The organism is Escherichia sp. 93.1518 (assembly GCF_013368915.2).
GTDB lineage: Bacteria > Pseudomonadota > Gammaproteobacteria > Enterobacterales > Enterobacteriaceae > Escherichia > Escherichia ruysiae.
On the sequence record NZ_JABWMT020000034.1, the window covers coordinates 1 to 22,494 of the forward strand.

At 48.5% G+C, this 22,494-nt stretch carries 16 protein-coding genes and 2 pseudogenes; 11 read left to right on the forward strand and 7 right to left on the reverse strand.

Annotated features, from left to right (window positions below):
* Positions 1-53: 53 nt before the first annotated feature.
* From HEN21_RS19170 to rclA, 4 genes and pseudogenes are all read right to left on the reverse strand, one after another.
* Positions 54-512, reverse strand: a pseudogene (locus tag HEN21_RS19170) (LysR family transcriptional regulator); the annotation flags it as partial.
* A 178-nt stretch (positions 513-690) separates the two neighbouring features.
* Positions 691-1,278 carry a reactive chlorine species resistance protein RclC gene (gene rclC, locus HEN21_RS19175; protein ID WP_176252405.1) on the reverse strand — a complete coding sequence of 196 codons (588 nt, stop codon included), beginning with the start codon at positions 1,276-1,278 and terminating at the stop codon, positions 691-693.
* An 11-nt stretch (positions 1,279-1,289) separates the two neighbouring features.
* Entirely contained in the window at positions 1,290-1,526 is a 237-nt protein-coding gene (gene rclB / locus HEN21_RS19180) for a reactive chlorine resistance periplasmic protein RclB (protein WP_000475159.1), read from the reverse strand.
* 108 nt (positions 1,527-1,634) lie between these two features.
* Positions 1,635-2,960, reverse strand: a complete 1,326-nt coding sequence (gene rclA / locus HEN21_RS19185) for a reactive chlorine resistance oxidoreductase RclA (protein ID WP_105285941.1) — start codon at positions 2,958-2,960, stop codon at positions 1,635-1,637.
* 226 nt (positions 2,961-3,186) lie between these two features.
* Between rclA and rclR the strand changes: the two genes are divergently transcribed.
* Positions 3,187-4,050 (forward strand): reactive chlorine-specific transcriptional regulator RclR, encoded by an 864-nt coding sequence (rclR, locus tag HEN21_RS19190; RefSeq protein WP_105285942.1) that lies wholly within the window; start codon positions 3,187-3,189, stop codon positions 4,048-4,050.
* A 185-nt stretch (positions 4,051-4,235) separates the two neighbouring features.
* Here the strand turns inward: rclR and HEN21_RS19195 are convergent, their stop codons facing one another.
* Entirely contained in the window at positions 4,236-5,789 is a 1,554-nt protein-coding gene (locus HEN21_RS19195) for an L-lactate permease (RefSeq protein WP_176252406.1), read from the reverse strand.
* Positions 5,790-6,281: 492 nt separating this feature from the next.
* Between HEN21_RS19195 and HEN21_RS19200 the strand changes: the two genes are divergently transcribed.
* From HEN21_RS19200 to HEN21_RS19220, 5 genes and pseudogenes are all read left to right on the forward strand, one after another.
* Complete coding sequence (locus tag HEN21_RS19200; RefSeq protein ID WP_001102104.1) at positions 6,282-7,001, forward strand: (Fe-S)-binding protein; 720 nt, start codon at positions 6,282-6,284, stop codon at positions 6,999-7,001.
* Between the two features lie 10 nt (positions 7,002-7,011).
* A complete protein-coding gene (locus tag HEN21_RS19205) occupies positions 7,012-8,439 on the forward strand; it encodes a LutB/LldF family L-lactate oxidation iron-sulfur protein (protein ID WP_176241991.1) in 1,428 nt (475 codons plus the stop codon).
* Positions 8,432-9,127 carry a LutC/YkgG family protein gene (locus HEN21_RS19210; protein WP_000370395.1) on the forward strand — a complete coding sequence of 232 codons (696 nt, stop codon included), beginning with the start codon at positions 8,432-8,434 and terminating at the stop codon, positions 9,125-9,127. Before HEN21_RS19205 ends, HEN21_RS19210 begins: the two co-directional genes overlap by 8 nt.
* Positions 9,128-9,854: 727 nt before the next feature.
* Positions 9,855-13,880 (forward strand): annotated as a pseudogene (locus HEN21_RS19215) (autotransporter outer membrane beta-barrel domain-containing protein).
* Between the two features lie 141 nt (positions 13,881-14,021).
* Positions 14,022-15,110, forward strand: a complete 1,089-nt coding sequence (locus tag HEN21_RS19220; protein ID WP_105285945.1) for an EAL domain-containing protein — start codon at positions 14,022-14,024, stop codon at positions 15,108-15,110.
* A 41-nt stretch (positions 15,111-15,151) separates the two neighbouring features.
* Here the strand turns inward: HEN21_RS19220 and HEN21_RS19225 are convergent, their stop codons facing one another.
* Together HEN21_RS19225 and HEN21_RS19230 are read right to left on the reverse strand one after the other, a co-directional pair.
* A complete protein-coding gene (locus HEN21_RS19225) occupies positions 15,152-16,084 on the reverse strand; it encodes a LysR substrate-binding domain-containing protein (RefSeq protein ID WP_001084385.1) in 933 nt (310 codons plus the stop codon).
* A 91-nt stretch (positions 16,085-16,175) separates the two neighbouring features.
* Complete coding sequence (locus HEN21_RS19230; protein ID WP_001013884.1) at positions 16,176-16,673, reverse strand: DUF1097 domain-containing protein; 498 nt, start codon at positions 16,671-16,673, stop codon at positions 16,176-16,178.
* A 257-nt stretch (positions 16,674-16,930) separates the two neighbouring features.
* On the opposite strand from HEN21_RS19230, the gene HEN21_RS19235 reads away from it, so the two are divergent.
* The 5 genes from HEN21_RS19235 to HEN21_RS19255 all read left to right on the forward strand — a co-directional run bounded on the left by HEN21_RS19235 (position 16,931) and on the right by HEN21_RS19255 (position 22,488).
* A complete protein-coding gene (locus tag HEN21_RS19235; RefSeq protein ID WP_176242385.1) occupies positions 16,931-17,536 on the forward strand; it encodes an ankyrin repeat domain-containing protein in 606 nt (201 codons plus the stop codon).
* A gap of 39 nt (positions 17,537-17,575) precedes the next feature.
* Complete coding sequence (locus HEN21_RS19240; RefSeq protein WP_176242387.1) at positions 17,576-18,439, forward strand: DUF2877 domain-containing protein; 864 nt, start codon at positions 17,576-17,578, stop codon at positions 18,437-18,439.
* Positions 18,429-19,976, forward strand: a complete 1,548-nt coding sequence (gene fdrA / locus HEN21_RS19245) for an acyl-CoA synthetase FdrA (protein WP_176252407.1) — start codon at positions 18,429-18,431, stop codon at positions 19,974-19,976. Before HEN21_RS19240 ends, fdrA begins: the two co-directional genes overlap by 11 nt.
* Complete coding sequence (locus HEN21_RS19250; RefSeq protein ID WP_000075084.1) at positions 19,976-21,394, forward strand: YlbE family protein; 1,419 nt, start codon at positions 19,976-19,978, stop codon at positions 21,392-21,394. Before fdrA ends, HEN21_RS19250 begins: the two co-directional genes overlap by 1 nt.
* A gap of 143 nt (positions 21,395-21,537) precedes the next feature.
* A complete protein-coding gene (locus tag HEN21_RS19255) occupies positions 21,538-22,488 on the forward strand; it encodes a carbamate kinase family protein (RefSeq protein ID WP_000661631.1) in 951 nt (316 codons plus the stop codon).
* The last annotated feature ends 6 nt before the right edge of the window (positions 22,489-22,494 follow it).

Here is a 22,494-nt window from a genome sequence, read left to right on the forward strand (position 1 = left end):
ACTATCACTTAAATAAGTGATATTGGTTGTCTGGAGATTCAGGGGGCCAGTCTACTGGATATCTGTTCTCCCAGGCGAGTTCCTGCATCGAATCGACCAGATACAATATCCGTTAAAGTATAATCATCAATTAATTCCAGATTTATATCCGGATATTCTTTTAGTAATGGCTCAAGTTTTGGCCAGATGACTGACCTGATAGCATAATCGGATGTGGATATTCGAACGGTTCCAGCTGGCTTCTTATTGAGATCTTTTAGTTGCTGCAATGTTCCCTGAATCCCATCAATATAAGGCCCCAGCTCATCAAGCATTGATTGCCCTACATCCGTTAGCGATATGCTGCGGGTGGTGCGCGTGAGGAGTTTCATACCCAGACGAGATTCAAGGGTGCGCATACTGTGACTCAAAGCCGATTGTGATATCCCCAATTGAGCAGCAGCCCTGGTGAAACTCTTTTCACGCGCAACAACGATGAATGTCATTAAATCATTAAGATTTTCTCGTGCCACTCTCTGCCTCTCATTGCGGAAAAAAGATATCTGTTTATATGTTAGCGTGAGAGATATGGTAAGCCCCAACCTTAAACAAGGAAACATTGAGCATAAAAATAGCGTCAGTCTTACCTGTACAAAGGGAAAACTGACGCCTGAAAAATTAAACAACAGATTCTGTTCTGATTATAAAGAGTTAAATTTTAAAATCTGAACACGACTCATTACTTCGTTGCTTAAGGATTTCCCGAGCCGAATCAGCCATTATCATGACTGCGCCAGCCAGCATCAGGGTATCTTTCAACACCAGACGAGCGGCTCCCGATAAATAAGGAAAACCATGATGAGCATCCCCCAGAGCCGGCACCCAGGCTTCAGGAGTGGTGATTAAAAATGAGAGTGTTACCAGCGGTGTGGCAAATGACATTAATGCACCCAATAAACCCAACCACCGGTTAACAGGATTTGCCAACACCAGCAGAGCAATCATCACCTCCACGACGCCAAGGCCATTGGAAAAACCATAGGTATTATTAGCAATTTGCCATGTCCGGGCTTCCGGTTTATATTCGCCTTCGTGAGTCAGATACTGTTTATATTCTTCTGGATGTTCATAGAAGAACGACATTAGCGGACTGTTCGCGACGAATGGTGTAATGCTGTCGGCCTCGTAAGGGACAAACTTTAATAACCCAATCCACATAAAAACAATCGCAATACTCAGACGAATCAATGTCAGGCCAATTTTATCTCCCCGACTTAACAGGTGCAGGTATTTTTCCATTATCAACATCCTTATTTATACAATACTGCCGTCGCGGTTGAGTTGTTATCAATCCGCATGGAGGTGATTTTCCATGATGATGCGTCATGTTTTCTGGCGATATCAGCAATGGCATCCTCAAGAACGGTCGGTGAGGCTGATACTGACGAGACGCTGACATGTTTCAGGACTATTTTGTCATCTGCATTGGTGGAAAAAGCCATAACGCCAGATAATAGCGTTGCAAATAAAACAGTTTTTTTAAACATATAAAATACCATCAATGGAGTGATTAAGAAGTTATAGAATAAGCAAAAATTAATAAAGTTGTTTTCTCTGAGACGCCAGAAGATTTGTCCTGGCGTCTGATTTTGGGTTTATTTGACTAATGAAAATAGATCATTGAGTGATTCGCTCATCGACGGATGAGTAAAAATCTGATCGCGTAATACGCTATAAGGCAATCCGGCATCCATCGCCATTTTCACAATATTGATCATCTCGTGGGAGTCAACACATAGCAGTGATGCCCCTAATATGCGCTGGGTTTTATTATCGATAATCGCTTTTAATACCCCACGGGTATCGTTCATCACTCTGGCGCGTGGAATTGCCGCTACAGGCAATGTAACCACCTGAATATCTGCACCACACTCTCTGGCTTGTTCTTCTGTCATACCAACCCGAGACAGTGGAGGAGTCATGAATACGGAATAAGGCACATTTTTCCGATCATCAGTATTACGTTTGCCTTCTCCCAGTAACTCATCGCGCACAATGCGGTAATCATCCAGTGAAATATAAGTAAACTGCAGCCCGCCGGTAACATCTCCCATCGCCCAAATATTGTCTGCGGTGGTATGTAATCGCTTGTCAACGACAATTGCCCCGCGCTCGTTCACCGCAACCCCGGCATTTTCTGGTTTTAACGAGGCGGTAGCAGGCTGGCGACCGGAAGCAATTAACAGGACATCCACCGCCAGTTGAGCGTGTCCGGTATGCACTTGTACTTTATTTTTATCGTGGCTGATACGCTGCACATGGGCGTTGAGGATAATATCCACTCCCTGCTCACGTAAAATAGTTGCGATATTATCAGCAATATCCCGATCTTCCCGAGGTAAAAATAGAGGCGCTGCTTCAAAAATAGTCACCTTACTGCCAAAATTAGCGAGCATAGAGGCGAACTCAACGCCAATATATCCCCCGCCTAAAATGCCCAAATGTTCGGGTAATTCCTTCAGGTTAAGTAATCCGGTACTGTCATAGACGCCAGGTGTCGTGGTTATTCCTTGAACTGGCGGAACAACAGTTTGTGCGCCGGTATTAATAAAAATTTTCTCACCATGAATCTCCAGATTTCCCTCAGGTCGATGAATACGCAGAATATGATTATTGATAAACTCCGCTTGCCCGACGATCACGTCGATATTGGGCATATCCGCAAGATTATGGAAATTCTTATTGCGTAAAAAATTGACGACTTCATCTTTACGCTGCATGGCATGGGAAAAATCTGTGTGCTGTTGTGCATCATGAACCAATGTTTTGGTTGGGATGCAGCCGATATTAATACATGTCCCGCCATACATTGCATTCGATTGTTCTATGAGAGCCACACGCCAACCCGCTTTAGCCAGCGTGACGGCTAATGTTTTTCCTGCCTTACCAAAACCAATAATAACTGCCTGATATTTATTCATGATAATTTCCTGTCGAAACGTATTCATTTGACGTAATGACTATAGACGTAAATTCGTAAATAACACTTCTTCACAACGCTTGATATTTTGTCTTATCGTCTGATGTTCGTTGTTTTTTAATCAGAGTCACAATATAACGATGATGATTAACTAATTGATGATATTGGCTTAAGGCTTATATAAGATTATTGCTGTCTATAATCAAAAAACTACTCAGGAGTCTGATATGGATGCCCTTAGCCGTTTGTTGATGCTTAACGCTCCACAAGGAACGATCGATAAAAATTGCGAGTTAGGAAGTGACTGGCAGCTTCCACATGTTGCGGGGGAACTATCGGTTATTCGTTGGCATGTGTTAACACAAGGTTCGGCGAAACTGGAAATGCCGGCGGGGCAGACCTTTACATTGCGCCCTGGGAATGTGGTTCTGCTACCACAAAATTCAGCTCATCGCCTGAGTCACATTGAAAATGAATCGACCTGTATTGTGTGCGGCACTCTTCGGCTGCAACGTTCGGCGCGTTATTTTTTAACCTCTTTGCCGGAAGCTCTGTTTTTGGCACCGGAAAGTGACAGCGTGGAGTTTAACTGGCTGAGGGAGGCGATTCCTTTTCTACAACAGGAATCAAGAGCGGCAATGCCGGGAGCGGATGCTCTGTGCAGCCAGGTATGCGCCACACTCTTTACACTCGCCGTGCGTGGATGGATCGTACAGGCTAATACGGAGAAAAATATCCTTAGTTTGTTGCTTCATCCGCGCCTTGGTGCGGTGATTCAGCAAATGCTGGAAATGCCTGGTCATCCCTGGACAGTCGAATCGCTGGCCAGCATCGTTCACATGTCCAGGGCAAGTTTTGCCCAACTTTTTCGTGATGTTTCTGGAACCACGCCACTGGCTGTATTAACAAAGTTGCGGCTACAAATAGCGGCTCAGCGGTTTTCCAGGGAAACGCTCCCCGTCGTGGTGATCGCTGAGTCAGTAGGCTATGCCAGTGAATCATCCTTTCACAAGGCATTTGTTCGTGAGTTTGGCTGTACTCCTGGAGAATATCGGGAAAGAGTCAGACAGCTTCAGGGGGTTAGCTTATAAACGAAGTATGGATAAGATTACCCGTTATAAAAATAGAGCATGTCATACTCAGCGTAGCGGTGAAAAACAGCAGGATGTTCTGGTAGAAATAAAGAACATCCTGGCATTCTAAAGGCAAGATTTCTGTTACTTAATCGTTGCGTGCATCCTTATCCATATAAAAGCATATGGTTAAGAAAACCACTTTATCGCATAAACCAGAAGTAAAAGAGACCTACTTTTAAGCCGAGTATTGCGATGTAGGCACAGCAGTACTTCATGGTGCCAGACATTATTTGATTGGCTTGCCCTTCCATTTTTGTGGCAGAAATGGCAATGGCAATACTTTGTGGTGAAATCATTTTCCCTCCCGTGGCACCGGAAGTATTCGCTGCCGCCAGCCAATTGGGATCGATATGCAACTTACTGGCTGCAATAGTTTGCAGTTTGCCAAACAAAATATTCGAGTTAGTATCGCTGCCTGTGACAAAAGTACCCAGCGCACCAATGACCGGCGCGAGGAAGACGTATGAACTTCCGGTGAGATCGACAATTGACCGAGCCAGCGTAGAAATAATGCCGCTGAGATCCATAACTGTTGCCATGGCGACAATGGCCATAATCGCAATAATAGAATTTTTAAGCTGGAATACGGTTTTGATAAATACTTCCAGCATACCGCGTGCTGATGCCCCCTGAATAAAACCACCGAGAATAGTTGCAAAGATAATCAACATTCCAGGCGTTGTGAGCCATTCTATTTTTAACGCTAAGGTCCCGCCATCGACCAGTGAAAAGTGTAGCACTGAAGCCAGCTTAGATGCTGCTGCTTTTATCGTTGGGAATAACGGTGAGCACAGCAGAATAAAGACAAAAATAAACAGGTAAATAGAACCGACCCGGAACAGCACCTTTGCCGAACGTGGTGCCATTTCACGGGTATGGCTGGCTGCAATACGCCACTCTGGGTCTACTTCACCTTTGCGCAGACGGCTGGCAATCGCGACAGCGAAAAGGCTAGCCAGGCTGCCAGCAAAAGCGGGCAATTCGGCACCAAGATGGATGGCAACAAAGTATTGCGGAATAAGTGTCGCGATGCCACATAGCAGTGTGATAAGGAATACGCCGCGAATCGCTTTCACGCCGCCGCCAATAATACAAATAATGACAAAGGGCAGCAGGAGATTAAAAATCGCTAATTGCAGAATAATTGTTCCACCTAAGGTGTAAACAGACAGGTTAACCTGCTCGGCGAGGATTGAAACCGGAATACCTACCGCCCCAAACGCTGTAGGCACAGTATTGGCAACCAGTGAAGCAATTGCGGCCTTCAGTGGGTTGAATCCCAACGCAATGAGGATACCAATAGGAATGGCGACCGCAGTACCGTAACCGGCAGCAGCTTCAAGAAAACCACCAAAACACCATGAAATAAGGAGTACCTGGATACGCTTATCTTCGCTAATACTGGCGAGAATATCGCGGAGAATATCCAGAGCTTTGGTTGCCTGCATGACGTTATAACTGAATATTGCACCGAGGATCACAATCACGATCGGCCATAATCCTTTGAGTGCGCCATAACCCACTGAGGCTTTCAGATTCTGTATTGGCATGTCCCAGAACAGGACAGATAAAACAGCTGTAAATGCCAGTGATATCAGTACTGAATAATGAACAGGCATCTTCAGTTTCAGAATCAAAAATACCATAAGGAGCAAAGGAGAGAGTGCAATAGCAAACATTAAATATCCGTGCATTTCTATTCCTGACTATATTTATCAACCTTGTTTATATATTTTTCCGAGCAAGGCTAGCTCATTATGAAAATAAAAAATGCAAACTGAATCGCTTCAGTAAAATAAAATTACAGTTGTTAATATTTGTATATCCATTGTTAATAATTTGATTTTCATAACGATGCGTGTATATTTTAACAGCTCCGAAATGAGTAGCTCTAAATAGGTATTTAAGATTGGGTTTATGAACTTTGTGACCTACTTAAATCAAATTTACGCTCCCATATTGATAGAGGTTGTCTTTATAAAAATGTGAGCGACGCCGAAAGAAATAAAATTAGTTATTGCATCCCGGTATTGAATGAAGGATTATCTGTTTTGTCATACAAATGAGTTTGGAATTGTATTTTAGTACCTAATAAAAAAGAGCCCCTATTTTTATTGATGATTGATAACCCAGAAGGGGTGGTTGCCATCGGGCATAAACAGAAATGAAGTAATGGAGTGTTGGTTGTGAATGTAAATTTCTTTGTTACCTGTATTGGTGATGCACTGAAATCAAGGATGGCACGAGACTCCGTGCTGCTACTGGAAAAACTCGGCTGTCGTGTAAATTTCCCGGAGAAACAGGGATGCTGCGGTCAGCCTGCGATCAATAGTGGTTATATCAAAGAAGCGATTCCAGGGATGAAAAATCTGATTGCCGCACTGGAGGATAACGACGATCCCATTATTTCACCGGCTGGTTCCTGCACTTATGCCGTAAAAAGTTACCCGACATATCTGGCGGATGAACCTGAATGGGCATTACGTGCCGAAAAGGTTGCCGCGCGTATGCAGGATCTCACCTCTTTTATTGTTAATAAATTAGGGGTAGTGGATGTAGGCGCCAGCTTGCAAGGGAGAGCGGTGTATCACCCATCTTGCAGCCTGTCCCGTAAGCTGGGGGTGAAGGACGAGCCACTTACGCTGCTGAAAAATGTGCGCGGACTGGAGCTGTTGCCCTTTGCCGAACAGGATACTTGCTGCGGGTTTGGCGGCACGTTCTCGGTCAAAATGGCCGAAATATCCGGCGAGATGGTGAAAGAAAAGGTTTCACACCTGATGGAAGTCCGCCCTGAGTATTTAATTGGCGCTGACGTGAGTTGCCTGCTGAACATTAGTGGGCGATTACAACGGGAAGGGCAGAAAGTCAAAGTTATGCATATTGCTGAAGTGCTGATGAGCCGCTGAGGATATAAAGATGTCGATCAAAACCAGTAATACAGAATTTAAGACACGCATCCGTCAGCAAATTGAAGATCCGATCATGCGCAAAGCGGTGGCAAACGCGCAGCAGCGTATTGGTGCAAATCGGCAAAAAATGGTTGATGAATTAGGGCACTGGGAGGAGTGGCGCGATCGTGCTGCCCAGATACGTGATCATGTTCTGAGTAATCTTGACGCTTATTTGTACCAGCTCTCAGAAAAAGTGACGCAAAACGGCGGCCACGTCTATTTTGCAAAAACCAAAGAAGATGCTACCCGCTACATTTTGCAGATCGCCCAGCGTAAAAATGCGCGGAAAGTGGTGAAGTCTAAATCAATGGTGACCGAAGAGATTGGCGTCAACCATGTGTTGCAGGATGCTGGCATTCAGGTGATTGAAACCGATCTGGGGGAATACATTCTCCAGCTGGATCAAGATCCGCCATCTCATGTTGTGGTTCCGGCTATTCATAAAGATCGCCACCAGATCCGCCGGGTGCTACACGAACGTCTGGGCTATGATGGCCCGGAAACGCCTGAAGCGATGACCTTATTCATCCGTCAAAAGATCCGCGAAGATTTCCTCAGTGCTGAAATCGGTATTACCGGCTGTAATTTCGCGGTGGCAGAAACCGGTTCGGTATGTCTGGTGACTAATGAAGGTAATGCGCGAATGTGTACCACGCTGCCGAAAACGCACATTGCGGTGATGGGTATGGAGCGTATCGCCCCCACGTTTGCCGAGGTTGATGTATTGATCACCATGCTGGCGCGCAGTGCCGTTGGTGCGCGTTTGACGGGATATAACACTTGGCTGACAGGGCCGCGCGAAGCGGGACACGTTGATGGCCCTGAAGAGTTTCATCTGGTTATTGTCGATAACGGACGCTCTGAGGTGCTGGCCTCTGAATTTCGTGATGTGCTGCGCTGTATTCGCTGCGGAGCCTGTATGAATACCTGTCCGGCATATCGCCATATTGGCGGTCACGGATATGGCTCTATTTACCCAGGACCAATCGGCGCGGTGATTTCTCCACTGCTTGGCGGCTATAAAGATTTTAAAGATCTGCCCTACGCCTGTTCTCTATGCACAGCCTGTGACAGCGTTTGCCCGGTGCGTATTCCGCTGTCGAAACTAATTTTACGTCATCGTCGGGTGATGGCAGAAAAAGGGATAACAGCAAAAGCAGAGCAACGGGCGATCAAAATGTTTGCTTATGCCAATAGTCATCCGGGGTTGTGGAAAGTCGGAATGATGGCTGGCGCCCATGCGGCAAGCTGGTTTATCAATGGCGGCAAAACACCACTCAGGATCGGCGCAATTAGCGACTGGATGGAAGCACGCGATCTTCCTGAAGCTGACGGAGAGAGTTTCCGTAGCTGGTTTAAGAAACATCAGGCGCAGGAGAAAAAGAATGGATAATCGGAGCGAATTTTTGAACAACGTTGCTCAGGCACTGGGGCGCCCGCTGCGACTTGAACCGCAAGCAGCAGATGCGCCGCTTAACAATTATGCTAACGAGCGGCTTACCGAACTTAACCAACAGCAGCACTGTGATGCGTTTATCCAGTTTGCCAGCGATGTCATGTTGACGCGTTGTGAACTGACCAGCGAGGCGCAGGCGGCAGAAGCGGCATTACGTTTGTGTAAAGAGCTGGGAGATCAGTCGGTCGTGGTCAGTGGCGACAAGCGACTGGAGGAGCTGGGGATCAGTGGGCGTTTACAGCAGGAATGCAATGCCGTCGTGTGGGATCCGGCGAAAGGTGTCGAGAATATCGCTCTGGCGGAGCAGGCGAAAGTTGGCGTTGTGTATGCTGAATATGGCTTAACAGAGTCGGGAGGTGTGGTGCTTTTTTCCGCCGCCGAGCGCGGACGTTCATTGAGTCTGCTACCTGAGTCCTCTATTTTTATCCTGCGTAAAAGCACTATTTTGCCCCGAGTGGCGCAGCTGGCAGAAAAATTGCACCAGAAAGCGCAGGCCGGTGAACGTATGCCATCCTGCATTAACATCATCAGTGGCCCCAGTTCAACAGCGGACATTGAGCTTATCAAAGTTGTTGGGGTTCACGGGCCGGTGAAGGCGGTGTACCTGATTATTGAGGATTGTTGAGAGAGATTGGCGGCCATTCTGGTAAGAACATCCAGAATGGCGCTGTCATATTGAAAGGAATAACTGCTCTATCTGGGCGTTCAGAAGCTGGAACGCATATACCAGATGAAAAAACAGGCAGTTAAAACACCCGTTCATTTGTGTTATGTTTGGTGGATAAAAATAAACCGAACGTCGACTGTTTGTGTCATTATAGTTTTACGTTGTAAAGATTTAGTGTGAAAATCCACGCTTATATATTTACAGCATTCAGATGTTTCCTTGTAATAACAGTCAAATCCCGCTGAGATTTTTTCTTTTCTTAATAAGATGTTATATTTTTGCTGAATGGATTCAGTCCTAAAGCAGTATATTATTTTTAATAAGACAAGTCTTATATTTATATACTCATTTAGTGTTACCAATTTTTCTTATATTAATATGGGGTCTCAATGCTTTGCTTTGGACTATATTTTGAGTTGATCTGCATTCGTAGATACATATAATGCGCCTGTGTTCAAAACTGGAAGTTAATGTAAGGATGATGTTGCGGTTGTTAATTTGGAAAACGTGTCCAGTGGAGAGTTAGCCCTATATTACCCTCTGAACTGTATGCCTGAATAATACAGCTTTCGATATTATGCAGTCTTTTTGAATTTTTATATCTCTCATAGGTCGAGGTACGGAATTTAATTCACCTCGGTGTATGAGAGCTTGGTTTTGTCTGGATGCATTGCTGGAGAGTCTCATGAATAAAATATATCGGCTAAAGTGGAACAGGTCCCGTAACTGTTGGTGCGTTTGCTCTGAGCTGGGAAGTAGAATAAAAGGAAAGAAGGCAAGGGCCGTTTTAATTAGTGCGATAGGTTTATATTCATCTTTGGCGTTCTCTGGTGATGTCACCGTGAACCAGGACAAGACTATTGATTTTGGCAAGGCCGATCAGAACATCGATTACCGTATTACGGTTACTGATAATGCTAATCTGGTTATCGACGTTACAGACACTTCTCGTCCACGTTTTACGCTCAATTCTGGTGGTGGGTTGGATATCACCGGAGGCAAAGTGTATATCAATGGTCAGCTTGATGTACTGCTGAAAGGGACGGGATTTCTAAACGTTTCAAATGCCGGTAGTGAATTGTATGCTGATGATCTCTATGACTCAAACTCCGGCTCCTGGCATGATCGCGGCTATTTTAATGTCTCCAACGGCGGCAAAATTCATGTTAAGGGCACCAGTCGTCTGACTTATACGCAGGGAAATGTCAGTGGCGAAGGTAGCCAGGTAAATTCCAAAACTTTCTTCATGGGCGTTTACAGCAGTTACGGCGGAGATCAGTACCTGTCTGTTAATAACGGTGGTGAAGTTAATGCCAGTGAGCAAATTAGTCTGGGCTATTATAATCAAAACTCCGATACCACACTTGCTGTTTCAGAAGGCGGCAAAATTTCTGCACCGAAAATTAGTTTAAGCACTAATTCGGAGTTGGCGTTAGGTGCACAGGAAGGGAGTGATGCGAAAGCGGCAGGGATTATTGATGCCGAAAAAATTGAGTTTGTGTGGGCTTCGACATCCGAAAAGAAAATCACATTAAACCACACGGATGATAACGCGATTATTTCCGCTAACATTGTCAGTGGTAGTGAGGGGCTGGGCAATATCAATGCGCTCAGTGGCACGACTTACTTAACCGGTGACAATTCTGCATTTAGCGGCAAAGTAACGATTGGCCAGAATGGAGCTTTGGGGATCACTCAAAATATAGGCACGGCAGATATCTCTAATCGCGGAAAATTACACCTGAAGGCTGACGATAGCATGACCTTTGCCAATAAGATCTCCGGCAACGGTACAATCAGTATCGACAGTGGGACGGTTGCTTTGACCGGTAATAATTATGCATTTAGCGGATATATTGATGTCGCCTCCGATGCTGTAGCTGTTATTACTGAAGAAAAGAACATCGGTAATGCGGATCTGGATGTTGATGGCAAATTGCAAATTAATGCCAACAAAGATTGGGTATTTGATAACGATCTTCAAGGTAAAGGCATTGTTGAAATAGACATGGGGAATCATGCATTCTCCTTCGATGAGTTTGCTTACACCGACTGGTTCCAGGGTTCACTGGCGTTCCAGAACACGACATTTAACCTGGAACAGAATGCTGAGTTTCTGCAGAGAGGCGGGATCACTGCGGGTCAGGGAAGTCAGATAACGGTGGGTAATGGTACTCACTCCATTAGCACTCTGGGATTCTCCGGCGGAACCGTTGATTTTGGTGCTCTGACAACTGATGCACAGATGACAGAAGGAACCGTCAAAGTTAGCAAAACGCTGGATCTACGGGGCGAGGGGGTTATTCAGGTTGCCGACCGCGACGTTGTAAGCTCAGTCTCTCGTGATATTGACTCTGCATTATCGCTCACTGAAGTTGATGATGATAACAGCGCCATTCTGCTGGTTGATGCGCAAGGTGCGGAGGTGCTGGGGGATGCGGGCAATCTGCAATTGCAGGATAAAAATGGACAAACTCTCTCCAGCAGTGCGCAACGTGATATTCAGCAGAATGGGAAAAAAGCTGCCGTTGGCACTTATGACTATCGTCTGACGAGTGGAGTAAATAATGACGGCCTGTATATCGGCTATGGCCTGACGCAGCTTGATTTGCAGGCTACTGACAGCGATGCGCTGGTGCTGAGTGCCAATGGTAAAAGTGAGAATGCCGCCGATCTCAGCGCAAAAATTACCGGTAATGGTGACCTGGCATTCAGCAGCCAGAAAGGCCAGACTGTATCGCTTTCTAACAAAGACAACGACTATACCGGTGTTACCGATCTGCGTAGCGGGACGCTCTTGCTGAATAACGATAATGTGTTGGGTAATACCCAGGAACTGCGTCTGGCGGCAGAAACTGAAATGGATATGAATGGTCATAGCCAGACTGTGGGTACGCTCAATGGTAGCGCCGATTCGCTGTTGAACTTAAACGGCGGAACTCTGACTCTTGCCAACGGGGGCACTGCAACCGGTTCATTAACGGGAAGCGGGAAGCTGAATGTTCAGGGCGGCACGCTGGATATCGCGGGCGATAACAGCAGTCTGACGGCGAATATGAATATTGCTAACTCAGCTCATGTCCTGGTAAGTCACGCGCAGGGATTGGGTAGCGCAAACGTTGAGAACAACGGCATCCTGGTGTTGAATAATAGCGGTGAAAAAAGAGCGGCTGTGCCTGTGAGCTACAGCCTGGGTGGCAATTTGACCAACAACGGCACGCTGATGACCGGGATGTCAGGACAGCAAGCGGGCAATGCGTTAGTGGTGAAGGGGAACTACCACGGTAATAACGGTCAACTGGTTATGAATACGGTACTGAATGGCGATGATTCAGTGACTGATAAACTGGTTGTTGAGGGCGATACCAGCGGCATGACGTCCGTTACGGTGAATAACGCTGGCGGTACAGGCGCTAAAACCCTTAACGGTATCGAACTTATCCATGTAGGTGGTAAGTCCGAGGGGGAGTTTGTTCAGGCGGGGCGTATCGTTGCGGGCGCGTATGACTACACTCTCGCACGTGGTCAGGGGGCAAACAGCGGTAACTGGTATCTGACCAGCGGTGGTGAGTCAGTTGAACCGCAACCGGAGCCAGAGCCGATGCCGAATCCGGAGCCGAATCCGGAGCCGAATCCGACACCGAATCCGACACCGAATCCGACACCGAATCCGACGCCGAATCCGACGCCAGAGCCAACGCCTGTTCCTGACCAGAATCTGGATAATGACCTGCGCCCGGAGGCTGGTGGTTACATCGCGAACCTTGCGGCAGCAAACACAATGTTTACCTCCCGACTGCATGAACGTCTGGGGAGCACATACTATACCGATCTGGTAACGGGTGAGCAGAAACAAACCACCATGTGGATGCGTCATGAAGGGGGCCACAACAAATGGCGTGATGCAAGTGGCCAGTTGAAAACCCAAAGCAATCGCTATGTTCTGTAACTGGGGGGCGATATCGCGCAGTGGAGTATAAGTGGCAACGACCGCTGGCGTCTGGGCGTCATGGCCGGTTACGGCAACAGTGACAGCAAGACTATCTCATCGCGCACCGGTTATCGAACTAAAGCAAGCGTAAATGGTTACAGCACGGGGTTATATGCGACCTGGTATGCGGATGATGAGTCACATAACGGGGCGTATCTCGACAGTTGGGCGCAGTACAGCTGGTTTGATAACACAGTGAAAGGTGATGATTTACAGAGCGAATCTTATAAATCAAAAGGATTTACTGCTTCACTGGAGGCTGGATACAAGCACAAATTAGCTGAATTTAATGGCAGCCAGGGAACGCGGAACGAATGGTATATCCAGCCACAAGCACAGATTACCTGGATGGGCGTAAAAGCTGATAAGCATCGCGAAAGCAACGGTACTCTGGTGCGAAGCGAAGGAGACGGTAACATTCAAACCCGACTGGGCGTGAAAACCTGGCTTAAAAGCCACCATAAAATGGATGAAGGTAAATCCCGCGAGTTCCAGCCATTTATGGAAGTGAACTGGCTACATAACAGTAAGGATTTCAGCACTCGCATGGATGGCGTGTCAGTCTCTCAGGATGGAGCCCGAAATATTGCCGAGATAAAAACCGGGGTGGAAGGACAGCTAAATGCCAACCTGAATGTCTGGGGAAATGTGGGCGTTCAGGTTGCGGACAAGGGATATAATGACACCTCCGCGATGATTGGCGTTAAGTGGTCATTCTGAACTGAATAATTCGTAAAAGGAGAGGGAGTCGGATGAGTGACAATTCGACTCTCTGTATTATTTTCTTGCAGTCAGCTTTTTCTGCCAGAAAGGAGACAAGCGGATTTAGCTGGCGCACATGATTTAAGCAAGGTGTGTTAAATGGCTTCGCATGATTTGAGTGTTTTTCTTGAAGAGTTCGGGGCAACCGTTAATCTGACGTTGCCTGGTATTGTGTCCGAGAAAGAACGGCTTTTACTCAAGCTGCTGATGGAGGGGATGTCGGTTACAGAAATATCACAATATAGAAACCGCAGCGCAAAAACAATTTCACATCAAAAGAAACAACTGTACGAAAAACTCGGTATTCAGAGTGATATTACCTTCTGGCGGGATATCTTTTTTCAATATCATCCACAGGTAGTCACTGCCACAGGTAATACAAATAAATTTTATATCCCTGACAACCGTTGTCACCATATTGTCACGCCTGAAGCCATCAGCCTGGCGCTGGAAAACCATGAATTTAAACCATGGATCCAACCTGTTTTCTGCGCACAGACAGGGGTACTGACAGGCTGTGAAGTGCTTGTTCGCTGGGAGCATCCGCAAACGGGAATCATCCCGCCGGATCAGTTTATTCCTCTGGTGGAGTCATCTGGTCTTATTGTCATAATGACCCGCCAGTTGATGAAACAGACTGCGGATATTCTGCTGCCGGTAAAACATTTGTTGCCGGACAATTTCCATATTGGTATCAACGTCTCGGCGGGCTGTTTTTTGGCTGCGGGATTTGAAAAAGAGTGCCTGAACCTGGTCAAGAAATTAGGCAACGATAAAATCAAGCTGGTTCTTGAGCTGACGGAACGTAACCCCATTCCGGTAACGCCAGAAGCCAGAGCGATATTTGATAGCCTTCATCAGCACAACATTACCTTTGCGCTGGATGACTTTGGTACTGGTTATGCAACCTATCGTTATTTGCAGGCGTTTCCGGTCGATTTTATTAAAATTGACAAGTCGTTTGTGCAAATGGCGAGTGTTGATGAAATCTCCGGCCATATTGTGGACAATATTGTCGAACTGGCGCGTAAGCCCGGTCTGAGTATCGTGGCGGAAGGGGTAGAAACCCAGGAACAGGCGGACTTAATGATCGGTAAAGGCGTTCACTTTTTGCAGGGCTATTTGTACTCTCCGCCGGTTCCGGGTAATAAATTTGTCTCTGACTGGGTAATGAAAGCCGGTGGTTGATGTAAGCCGCTATTCAGGGTGCGTCGGGAGGTTGGCTGGTATCAATTCTCCCGATGCAGTAAATCCTGATAAATCTCCGTTAATATCCCTTTAGGCATAAATTGTTTTTTAATCCACTGCGTCACCTGGCCGGTGGCAGAGTGTTGGGTTGCCAGTAACATGCGTGAATCCTGGCGCGGGTTATGAATTTGTCGGATAACCAGCAGTGATTGTTCCATCGCTTCACGAACCATGTAATCTGGCAAAAAACCAATCCCTTCGCCCAGAATCTGACACTGACATTTGGTGTTGAAATCTGGCACCAGAATCGACTCCTGCCCATGCAGCAACCAGCCCACCTTTTTATTAATCGTATGCGCGGTGTCCTCCACCATAATATTAGGGTAGAGACGTAGCTGACTTTCAGCGATTGGCTCCGGCACAAAGGCTAACGGGTGATCCGGGGCGATAGCAAAAGCCCAGCGAATCGCGCCAATCTCGGTGTAATCAATGCCGCCACCGTCCAGCAGCGTGTCGGGCGCGCCGATGGCGATATTCGCCTGGTTATTGATAATCGCATCCCAGACGCCGTTATACACTTCAGTTGTTACGGTTATCTGGCAGGTAGGAAACTGCTTTTTCAGCACCTGTAATAAGCGTGCGGTGTGTTTAGGGGTATAAAGTAGCTGATTAATACAAATACGAACCCGTGCTTCTATGCCCTGTGAAATAGTATCGATGCTGCGTTTGATGGCGTGAAAATCATTCAGCAGGTCGGTAGCTTTGCGGAAAAAATAACGCCCGGACTCGGTTAACTCAATGCTGCGGGTATTGCGGGTGAACAGCACCACATCCAGCCCCGTTTCCATTCGCTTGATGGTGTAGCTAATGGCGGAAGTGGTTAAACCCAACTCTTCTGCCGCTTTACTGAAACTGCCAAAACGCGCAGCGGTAGTAAACGCCAACAGGTTTTCTTCGGTAAAAATTGAGTTCATTAAACCATTCCCGCCATTTTCTAATATGAATTTCTCCAGTCACAACTGTAGAGGTATCGATTAAAGATAGATAATCATTTTTGAATAACTTTTAATACCCATCGCTTTTAGTCGTCGCTTCGCTTAATTTTTGTCCGCCATATTCGGAAATTATCCCCACGCAGTTACCCGCCAGAAAACCCAGTAACGTTACTGTCCAGTTCATCCCGCTGGCAAAAAATAGCGTCATGCCGAGAAAGCCACCGGGAATGAATGACAGTAACCAGAAACGTCCTTGCCAGACCACCACCGCCGAGAAGGGCACGGTAATAATCACGCTTGCCCAGAACGCGGAAATCCCACTTACAGAAGCCAGCCAGCCGGCAGTCAGCGCGGCGAAAAACGCCCACACCATCCCGGAATAATTAACCGCCAGACTTCTGATAAACCCCGATTTACCGCCGCCTGCGGCATAAAAACTGCAAAAGGCGACGAAGCCAATCGTTCCTAATAATTCCCATCCCTGAGAGAGCCCGACATGTGAAGACACTAACTGCCAAAGCCCTGCACAAATACCGACGGTGACACCCGTTGCCGTGAGTCCGTTCATCTTGTTCCCCTCTGGTTAGACATGGACGATAGCTACTCTTACATGTGCAGACTATAGAGAAATAAAACCGGATTGAGTGAAAGGGTATGGCGAGAAAGAGACAAATATTGCACTACCGCACACTGCGAAAAGATTATTGAACATCATTCAACAAAAAGGCGAAATACGGCGAATTAAATTTAAGCGGGTTCTTTTAGCTGAATTTCGTTGCTATTCTCAATTCATCGAAAACAGCCACAAAAACCAGGGGAATGTGAATGAGTATAAAAAATCTACCTGCCGACTATTTATTGGCTGCGCAACAGGGTGATATCGATAAAGTAAAAACCTGCCTTGCGCTGGGTGTCGATATTAATATTTGCGATCGTCAGGGGAAAACGGCAATTACGCTGGCAAGTTTATATCAGCAATATGCTTGCGTTCAGGCATTAATTGATGCCGGAGCGGATATTAATAAGCAAGATCAGATATGTTCAAATCCTTTTTTAATTAGCTGCCTGACCGGTGATTTAACCTTGTTACGAATTATTTTAGCTGCTAAACCCGATCTTAATTGCGTAACCCGCTTTGGCGGCGTTGGCCTGACGCCTGCCTGTGAAAAAGGTCATTTAAGTATTGTGAAAGAGCTTTTGGCGCATACGGATATTAACGTTAACCAGACCAACCATGTTGGCTGGACGCCACTACTGGAAGCTATTGTGCTTAATGATGGCGGTATTAAACAGCAGGCGATTGTCCAGTTATTGCTGGAACACGGGGCCAGCCCGCACATGACCGATAAGTATGGCAAAACGCCGCTGGAACTGGCGCGGGAACGCGGTTTTGAAGAGATTGCGCAATTGCTGATTGCCGCAGGTGCATAATCCGGGAGGCTTGCTATCGACACACCAGAAAGACGGTGTGTGTGGGCGCTAACTGCGGATGCGAATTTCCTGGCGCAGCGGGGGCAAGGACAGGTTGAACAGGTCTTTGCCAGAGCGGTAAATATCGCACTCCCGGCTCGCCAGCAGTTGCTGACGCTGCTTTGTGAAGAATACGACAATGCGCCAAACAGTTGTCGGTTGGCACTCACTCACTTTGATTGCCTGTTCCATCATGGCGAAAAAGTTCAGTTTGACGAGCACGGAATTACGATTGGTAAATATATTCATATAGATAAGCGTCGTTGCCAGCGTTGGCTGTCCCCAACCTTGCAAATGACCGCTGAGAATTTTCACCTTATCGCCTGGCAACAGTGGCACGACATTATTCATCAGCATCTGGGGGAAAATGAAACCCTGTTTAATTATCGCGGTGATAATCCGTTTTATCAGGCGTTAAATAAAGAATTACATATCAGGCGACGTGCTGTTATTCAGGCATTAAACGATAAACAAAATATCGCGTCAGCGGTCGCTAATATGATGGGGTTAGGGATTGGTCTGACACCTTCAGCCGATGATTATTTAACAGGTCTGGTGCTTGTTTTATTTATTTCCGGGCATCCGGTAGAAAAATGCAAAGAGGAATTTTATCTCGGTCTGCAACGCGGCAGAAATAATACCACGTTATTAAGTGCCATAACGCTGGAAGCCGCATTACAACAACGCTGTCGGGAAAATATTTATCACTTTATCCACGGCATCATTAATGACATCCCTGAGAACGCCACTCAGGCAATAGAAAAAATTAAACATATTGGCTCCAGTTCCGGCTGCGACATGCTGTATGGCATGGCCGATGGTTGTGCGCTGAGCCAAACCTACGGAGGGAATTATGTCAGTTAAAATAGTCATTAAACCGAATACCTATTTTGATTCTGTCTCGCTGATGTCTATCTCCACGCGTGCAAATAAACTCGACGGCGTCGAGCAGGCATTTGTGGCGATGGCGACCGAAATGAACAAAGGCGTGCTGAAGAATTTAGGGCTGCTGACGCCGGAGCTGGAACAGGCGAAAAACGGCGACCTGATGATTGTCATCAATGGCAAAGCGGGCGCGGACAACGAGCAGTTGCTGGCGGAGATTGAAGAACTGTTCAACAGCAAAGCGCAAAGTGGCTCGCATGAGGCGCGTTACGCCACCCTTGCCAGCGCGAAAAAGCATATCCCGGAAAGTAACTTGGCGGTGATTTCGGTTAACGGTCTGTTTGCCGCTCGCGAAGCGCGTCAGGCGCTGCAAAACGACCTTAACGTGATGCTGTTTTCCGATAACGTCTCGGTTGAAGATGAACTGGCGCTCAAACAACTGGCCCACGAAAAAGGGTTGCTGATGATGGGGCCTGACTGCGGCACGGCGATTATTAACGGCGCGGCGCTCTGCTTTGGTAACGCCGTGCGTCGCGGCAACATCGGTATTGTTGGCGCATCCGGCACTGGTAGCCAGGAACTGAGCGTCCGTATCCATGAATTTGGCGGCGGCGTTTCACAACTGATCGGCACCGGCGGGCGCGACCGGAGCGAGAAAATCGGCGGCCTGATGATGCTCGACGCTATCGGGATGCTGGAAAACGATCCGCAAACTGAAATCATCGCGCTGATCTCCAAACCGCCTGCGCCTGCGGTGGCTCGCAAAGTGCTGGAACGCGCGCGCACCTGCCGTAAGCCGGTGGTGGTCTGCTTCCTTGGTCGTGGCGAAACGCCTGTGGATGAGCAGGGGCTACAGTTTGCCCGTGGCACTAAAGAAGCGGCGCTGAAAGCGGTGATGCTCTCTGGCGTGAAAAAGGAACATCTCGACCTGCATACGCTTAACCAGCCGTTGATTGCTGACGTACGTGCTCGCCTGAAACCACAACAGAAGTACATTCGTGGCCTGTTCTGCGGCGGCACGCTGTGCGACGAAACCATGTTTGCGGTGATGGAAAAACATGGCGATGTCTACAGCAACATCCAGCCCGATCCTGAATTCCGCCTGAAAGATATCAACCGCAGCATCAAACACACCTTCCTCGACTTTGGCGATGACGACTTCACCAACGGCAAGCCGCACCCGATGATTGACCCGACCAACCGTATCAGCCGCTTGATCGAAGAGGCGCGCGATCCAGAAGTGGCGGTGATCGTGATGGATTTTGTGCTCGGATTTGGATCGCATGAAGATCCGGTCGGCTCCACCATTGATGCGATCAAAGAAGCGAAAGCGATCGCCGCAGCCGAAGGACGCGAGTTGATCATTCTCGCCTATGTGCTGGGCACCGATCTCGATACGCCATCGTTAGCACAACAAAGCCAGATGCTGCTTGATGCCGGAGTGATTCTGGCCAGCAGCAGTACCAATACCGGATTGCTGGCGCGTGAATTTATCTGCAAAGGGGAGGAAGCCTGATGAGCCCGTCACTGTTTAGCCAACCGTTGAACGTTATTAACGTCGGCATCGCCATGTTTAGCGATGACCTGAAAAAGCAGCATGTTGAAGTAACCCAGCTCGACTGGACGCCGCCGGGGCAGGGCAATATGCAGGTGGTGCAGGCGCTGGACAACATTGCCGATTCGCCGCTGGCAGACAAAATCGCCGCCGCTAACCAGCAGGCGCTGGAGCGCATTATCCAGTCGCATCCGGTGCTGATTGGTTTTGATCAGGCGATTAACGTGGTGCCGGGCATGACGGCGAAAACCATTCTTCACGCCGGGCCGCCGGTTACCTGGGAAAAAATGTGCGGCGCGATGAAAGGCGCGGTCACCGGGGCGCTGGTGTTCGAAGGGCTGGCGAAAGATCTCGACGAGGCGGCTGAACTGGCGGCCTCCGGGGAGATCACCTTCTCGCCGTGCCACGAACACGATTGCGTAGGCTCGATGGCGGGCGTCACCTCGGCCTCGATGTTTATGCACATCGTGAAAAACAAAACCTACGGCAACGTCGCTTACACCAACATGAGCGAGCAGATGGCGAAGATTTTGCGTATGGGTGCCAACGACCAGAGCGTGATTGATCGTCTCAATTGGATGCGCGATGTGCAGGGGCCCATGTTGCGCGACGCGATGAAAATTATCGGTGAGATCGATCTGCGCTTAATGCTGGCGCAGGCGCTGCATATGGGCGATGAGTGCCATAACCGCAATAACGCCGGGACGACGCTGCTGATTCAGGCGCTGACGCCGGGGATTATTCAGGCAGGCTATTCCGTGGAGCAACAGCGCGAAGTGTTTGAGTTTGTCGCCAGCAGCGACTACTTCTCCGGCCCGACGTGGATGGCGATGTGTAAAGCGGCGATGGATGCGGCGCACGGCATCGAATACAGCACCGTGGTCACCACGATGGCGCGAAACGGCGTCGAGTTCGGCCTGCGGGTCAGCGGCCTGCCGGGGCAGTGGTTTACCGGCCCGGCGCAGCAGGTCATCGGCCCGATGTTTGCCGGTTATAAGCCGGAGGATTCGGGGCTAGATATCGGCGACAGCGCCATCACTGAAACCTACGGTATTGGTGGATTTGCTATGGCGACCGCGCCTGCGATCGTCGCGCTGGTGGGTGGCACGGTGGAAGAGGCTATCGATTTCTCCCGCCAGATGCGTGAAATCACCCTCGGCGAAAACCCGAACGTCACCATTCCGCTGCTCGGTTTTATGGGCGTGCCGTCGGCAATCGACATCACCCGCGTGGGCAGCAGCGGCATTCTGCCAGTGATCAACACCGCCATCGCCCATAAAGATGCGGGCGTCGGCATGATTGGCGCGGGCATTGTGCATCCACCATTCGCCTGCTTCGAAAAAGCCATTCTTGGCTGGTGCGAACGTTACGGCGTCTGACCTGCGTGTTTATGCCGGATGCGGCGTGAACGCCTTATCCGGCCTACAAGTGGCACGAGAATTTCCAGGCCTGATAAGCGTAGCGCATCAGGCAGTCTGGCGTTGGTCATAACCCCATCACCCTCTGTAGCGGACATAACAACATGAAAGAACTTGTGGTCGTTGCCATTGGTGGCAACAGCATTATCAAAGATAACGCCAGCCAGTCGATTGAGCATCAGGCGGAGGCGGTGAAAGCCGTCGCCGATACGGTGCTGGAAATGCTGGCTTCCGATTACGACATTGTGCTGACCCACGGTAACGGGCCGCAGGTCGGGCTGGATTTACGCCGCGCGGAGATTGCCCACGAGCGCGAAGGGCTGCCCTTAACGCCGCTGGCGAACTGTGTGGCGGATACGCAAGGCGGCATTGGCTACCTGATCCAACAGGCGCTGAACAACCGGCTGGCGCGCCACGGCGAGAAAAAAGCCGTCACCGTGGTGACTCAGGTGGAAGTGGATAAAAACGATCCGGGGTTTGCCCATCCCACCAAACCCATTGGCGCATTCTTCAGTGAAAGTCAGCGTGACGAATTACAAAAGGCAAACCCTGACTGGCGTTTTGTTGAAGATGCCGGACGGGGCTATCGCCGGGTTGTCGCCTCGCCGGAACCGAAACGTATTGTCGAAGCACCGGCCATTAAGGCGCTGATCCAACAAGGCTTTGTGGTGATTGGCGCGGGCGGTGGCGGCATTCCGGTGGTGCGCAGTGAAGCGGGGGATTACCAAAGCGTGGACGCGGTTATCGACAAAGATCTCTCCACCGCGCTACTGGCGCGTGAAATTCATGCCGACATTCTGGTGATCACCACCGGCGTGGAAAAGGTGTGCATTCACTTTGGCAAGCCGCAGCAGCAGGCGCTGGATCGGGTAGATATTGCCACCATGACCCGCTATATGCAGGAAGGGCATTTCCCGCCTGGCAGCATGTTGCCAAAAATCATCGCCAGCCTGACGTTCCTGGAGCAGGGCGGCAAAGAAGTGATTATCACCACGCCGGAATGCCTGCCAGCGGCGCTGCGCGGTGAAACGGGCACTCATATTATTAAAACGTAAGGACGT

Coding starts and splice junctions, on each gene's coding strand:
- rclC (WP_176252405.1), bottom strand. CDS start 1,278: ATGGAAAAATACCTGCACCTGTTAAGTCGGGGAGATAAAATTGGCCTG.
- rclB (WP_000475159.1), bottom strand. CDS start 1,526: ATGTTTAAAAAAACTGTTTTATTTGCAACGCTATTATCTGGCGTTATG.
- rclA (WP_105285941.1), bottom strand. CDS start 2,960: ATGAATAAATATCAGGCAGTTATTATTGGTTTTGGTAAGGCAGGAAAA.
- rclR (WP_105285942.1), top strand. CDS start 3,187: ATGGATGCCCTTAGCCGTTTGTTGATGCTTAACGCTCCACAAGGAACG.
- HEN21_RS19195 (WP_176252406.1), bottom strand. CDS start 5,789: ATGCACGGATATTTAATGTTTGCTATTGCACTCTCTCCTTTGCTCCTT.
- HEN21_RS19205 (WP_176241991.1), top strand. CDS start 7,012: ATGTCGATCAAAACCAGTAATACAGAATTTAAGACACGCATCCGTCAG.
- HEN21_RS19210 (WP_000370395.1), top strand. CDS start 8,432: ATGGATAATCGGAGCGAATTTTTGAACAACGTTGCTCAGGCACTGGGG.
- HEN21_RS19220 (WP_105285945.1), top strand. CDS start 14,022: ATGGCTTCGCATGATTTGAGTGTTTTTCTTGAAGAGTTCGGGGCAACC.
- HEN21_RS19225 (WP_001084385.1), bottom strand. CDS start 16,084: ATGAACTCAATTTTTACCGAAGAAAACCTGTTGGCGTTTACTACCGCT.
- HEN21_RS19230 (WP_001013884.1), bottom strand. CDS start 16,673: ATGAACGGACTCACGGCAACGGGTGTCACCGTCGGTATTTGTGCAGGG.
- HEN21_RS19235 (WP_176242385.1), top strand. CDS start 16,931: ATGAGTATAAAAAATCTACCTGCCGACTATTTATTGGCTGCGCAACAG.
- fdrA (WP_176252407.1), top strand. CDS start 18,429: ATGTCAGTTAAAATAGTCATTAAACCGAATACCTATTTTGATTCTGTC.
- HEN21_RS19250 (WP_000075084.1), top strand. CDS start 19,976: ATGAGCCCGTCACTGTTTAGCCAACCGTTGAACGTTATTAACGTCGGC.
- HEN21_RS19255 (WP_000661631.1), top strand. CDS start 21,538: ATGAAAGAACTTGTGGTCGTTGCCATTGGTGGCAACAGCATTATCAAA.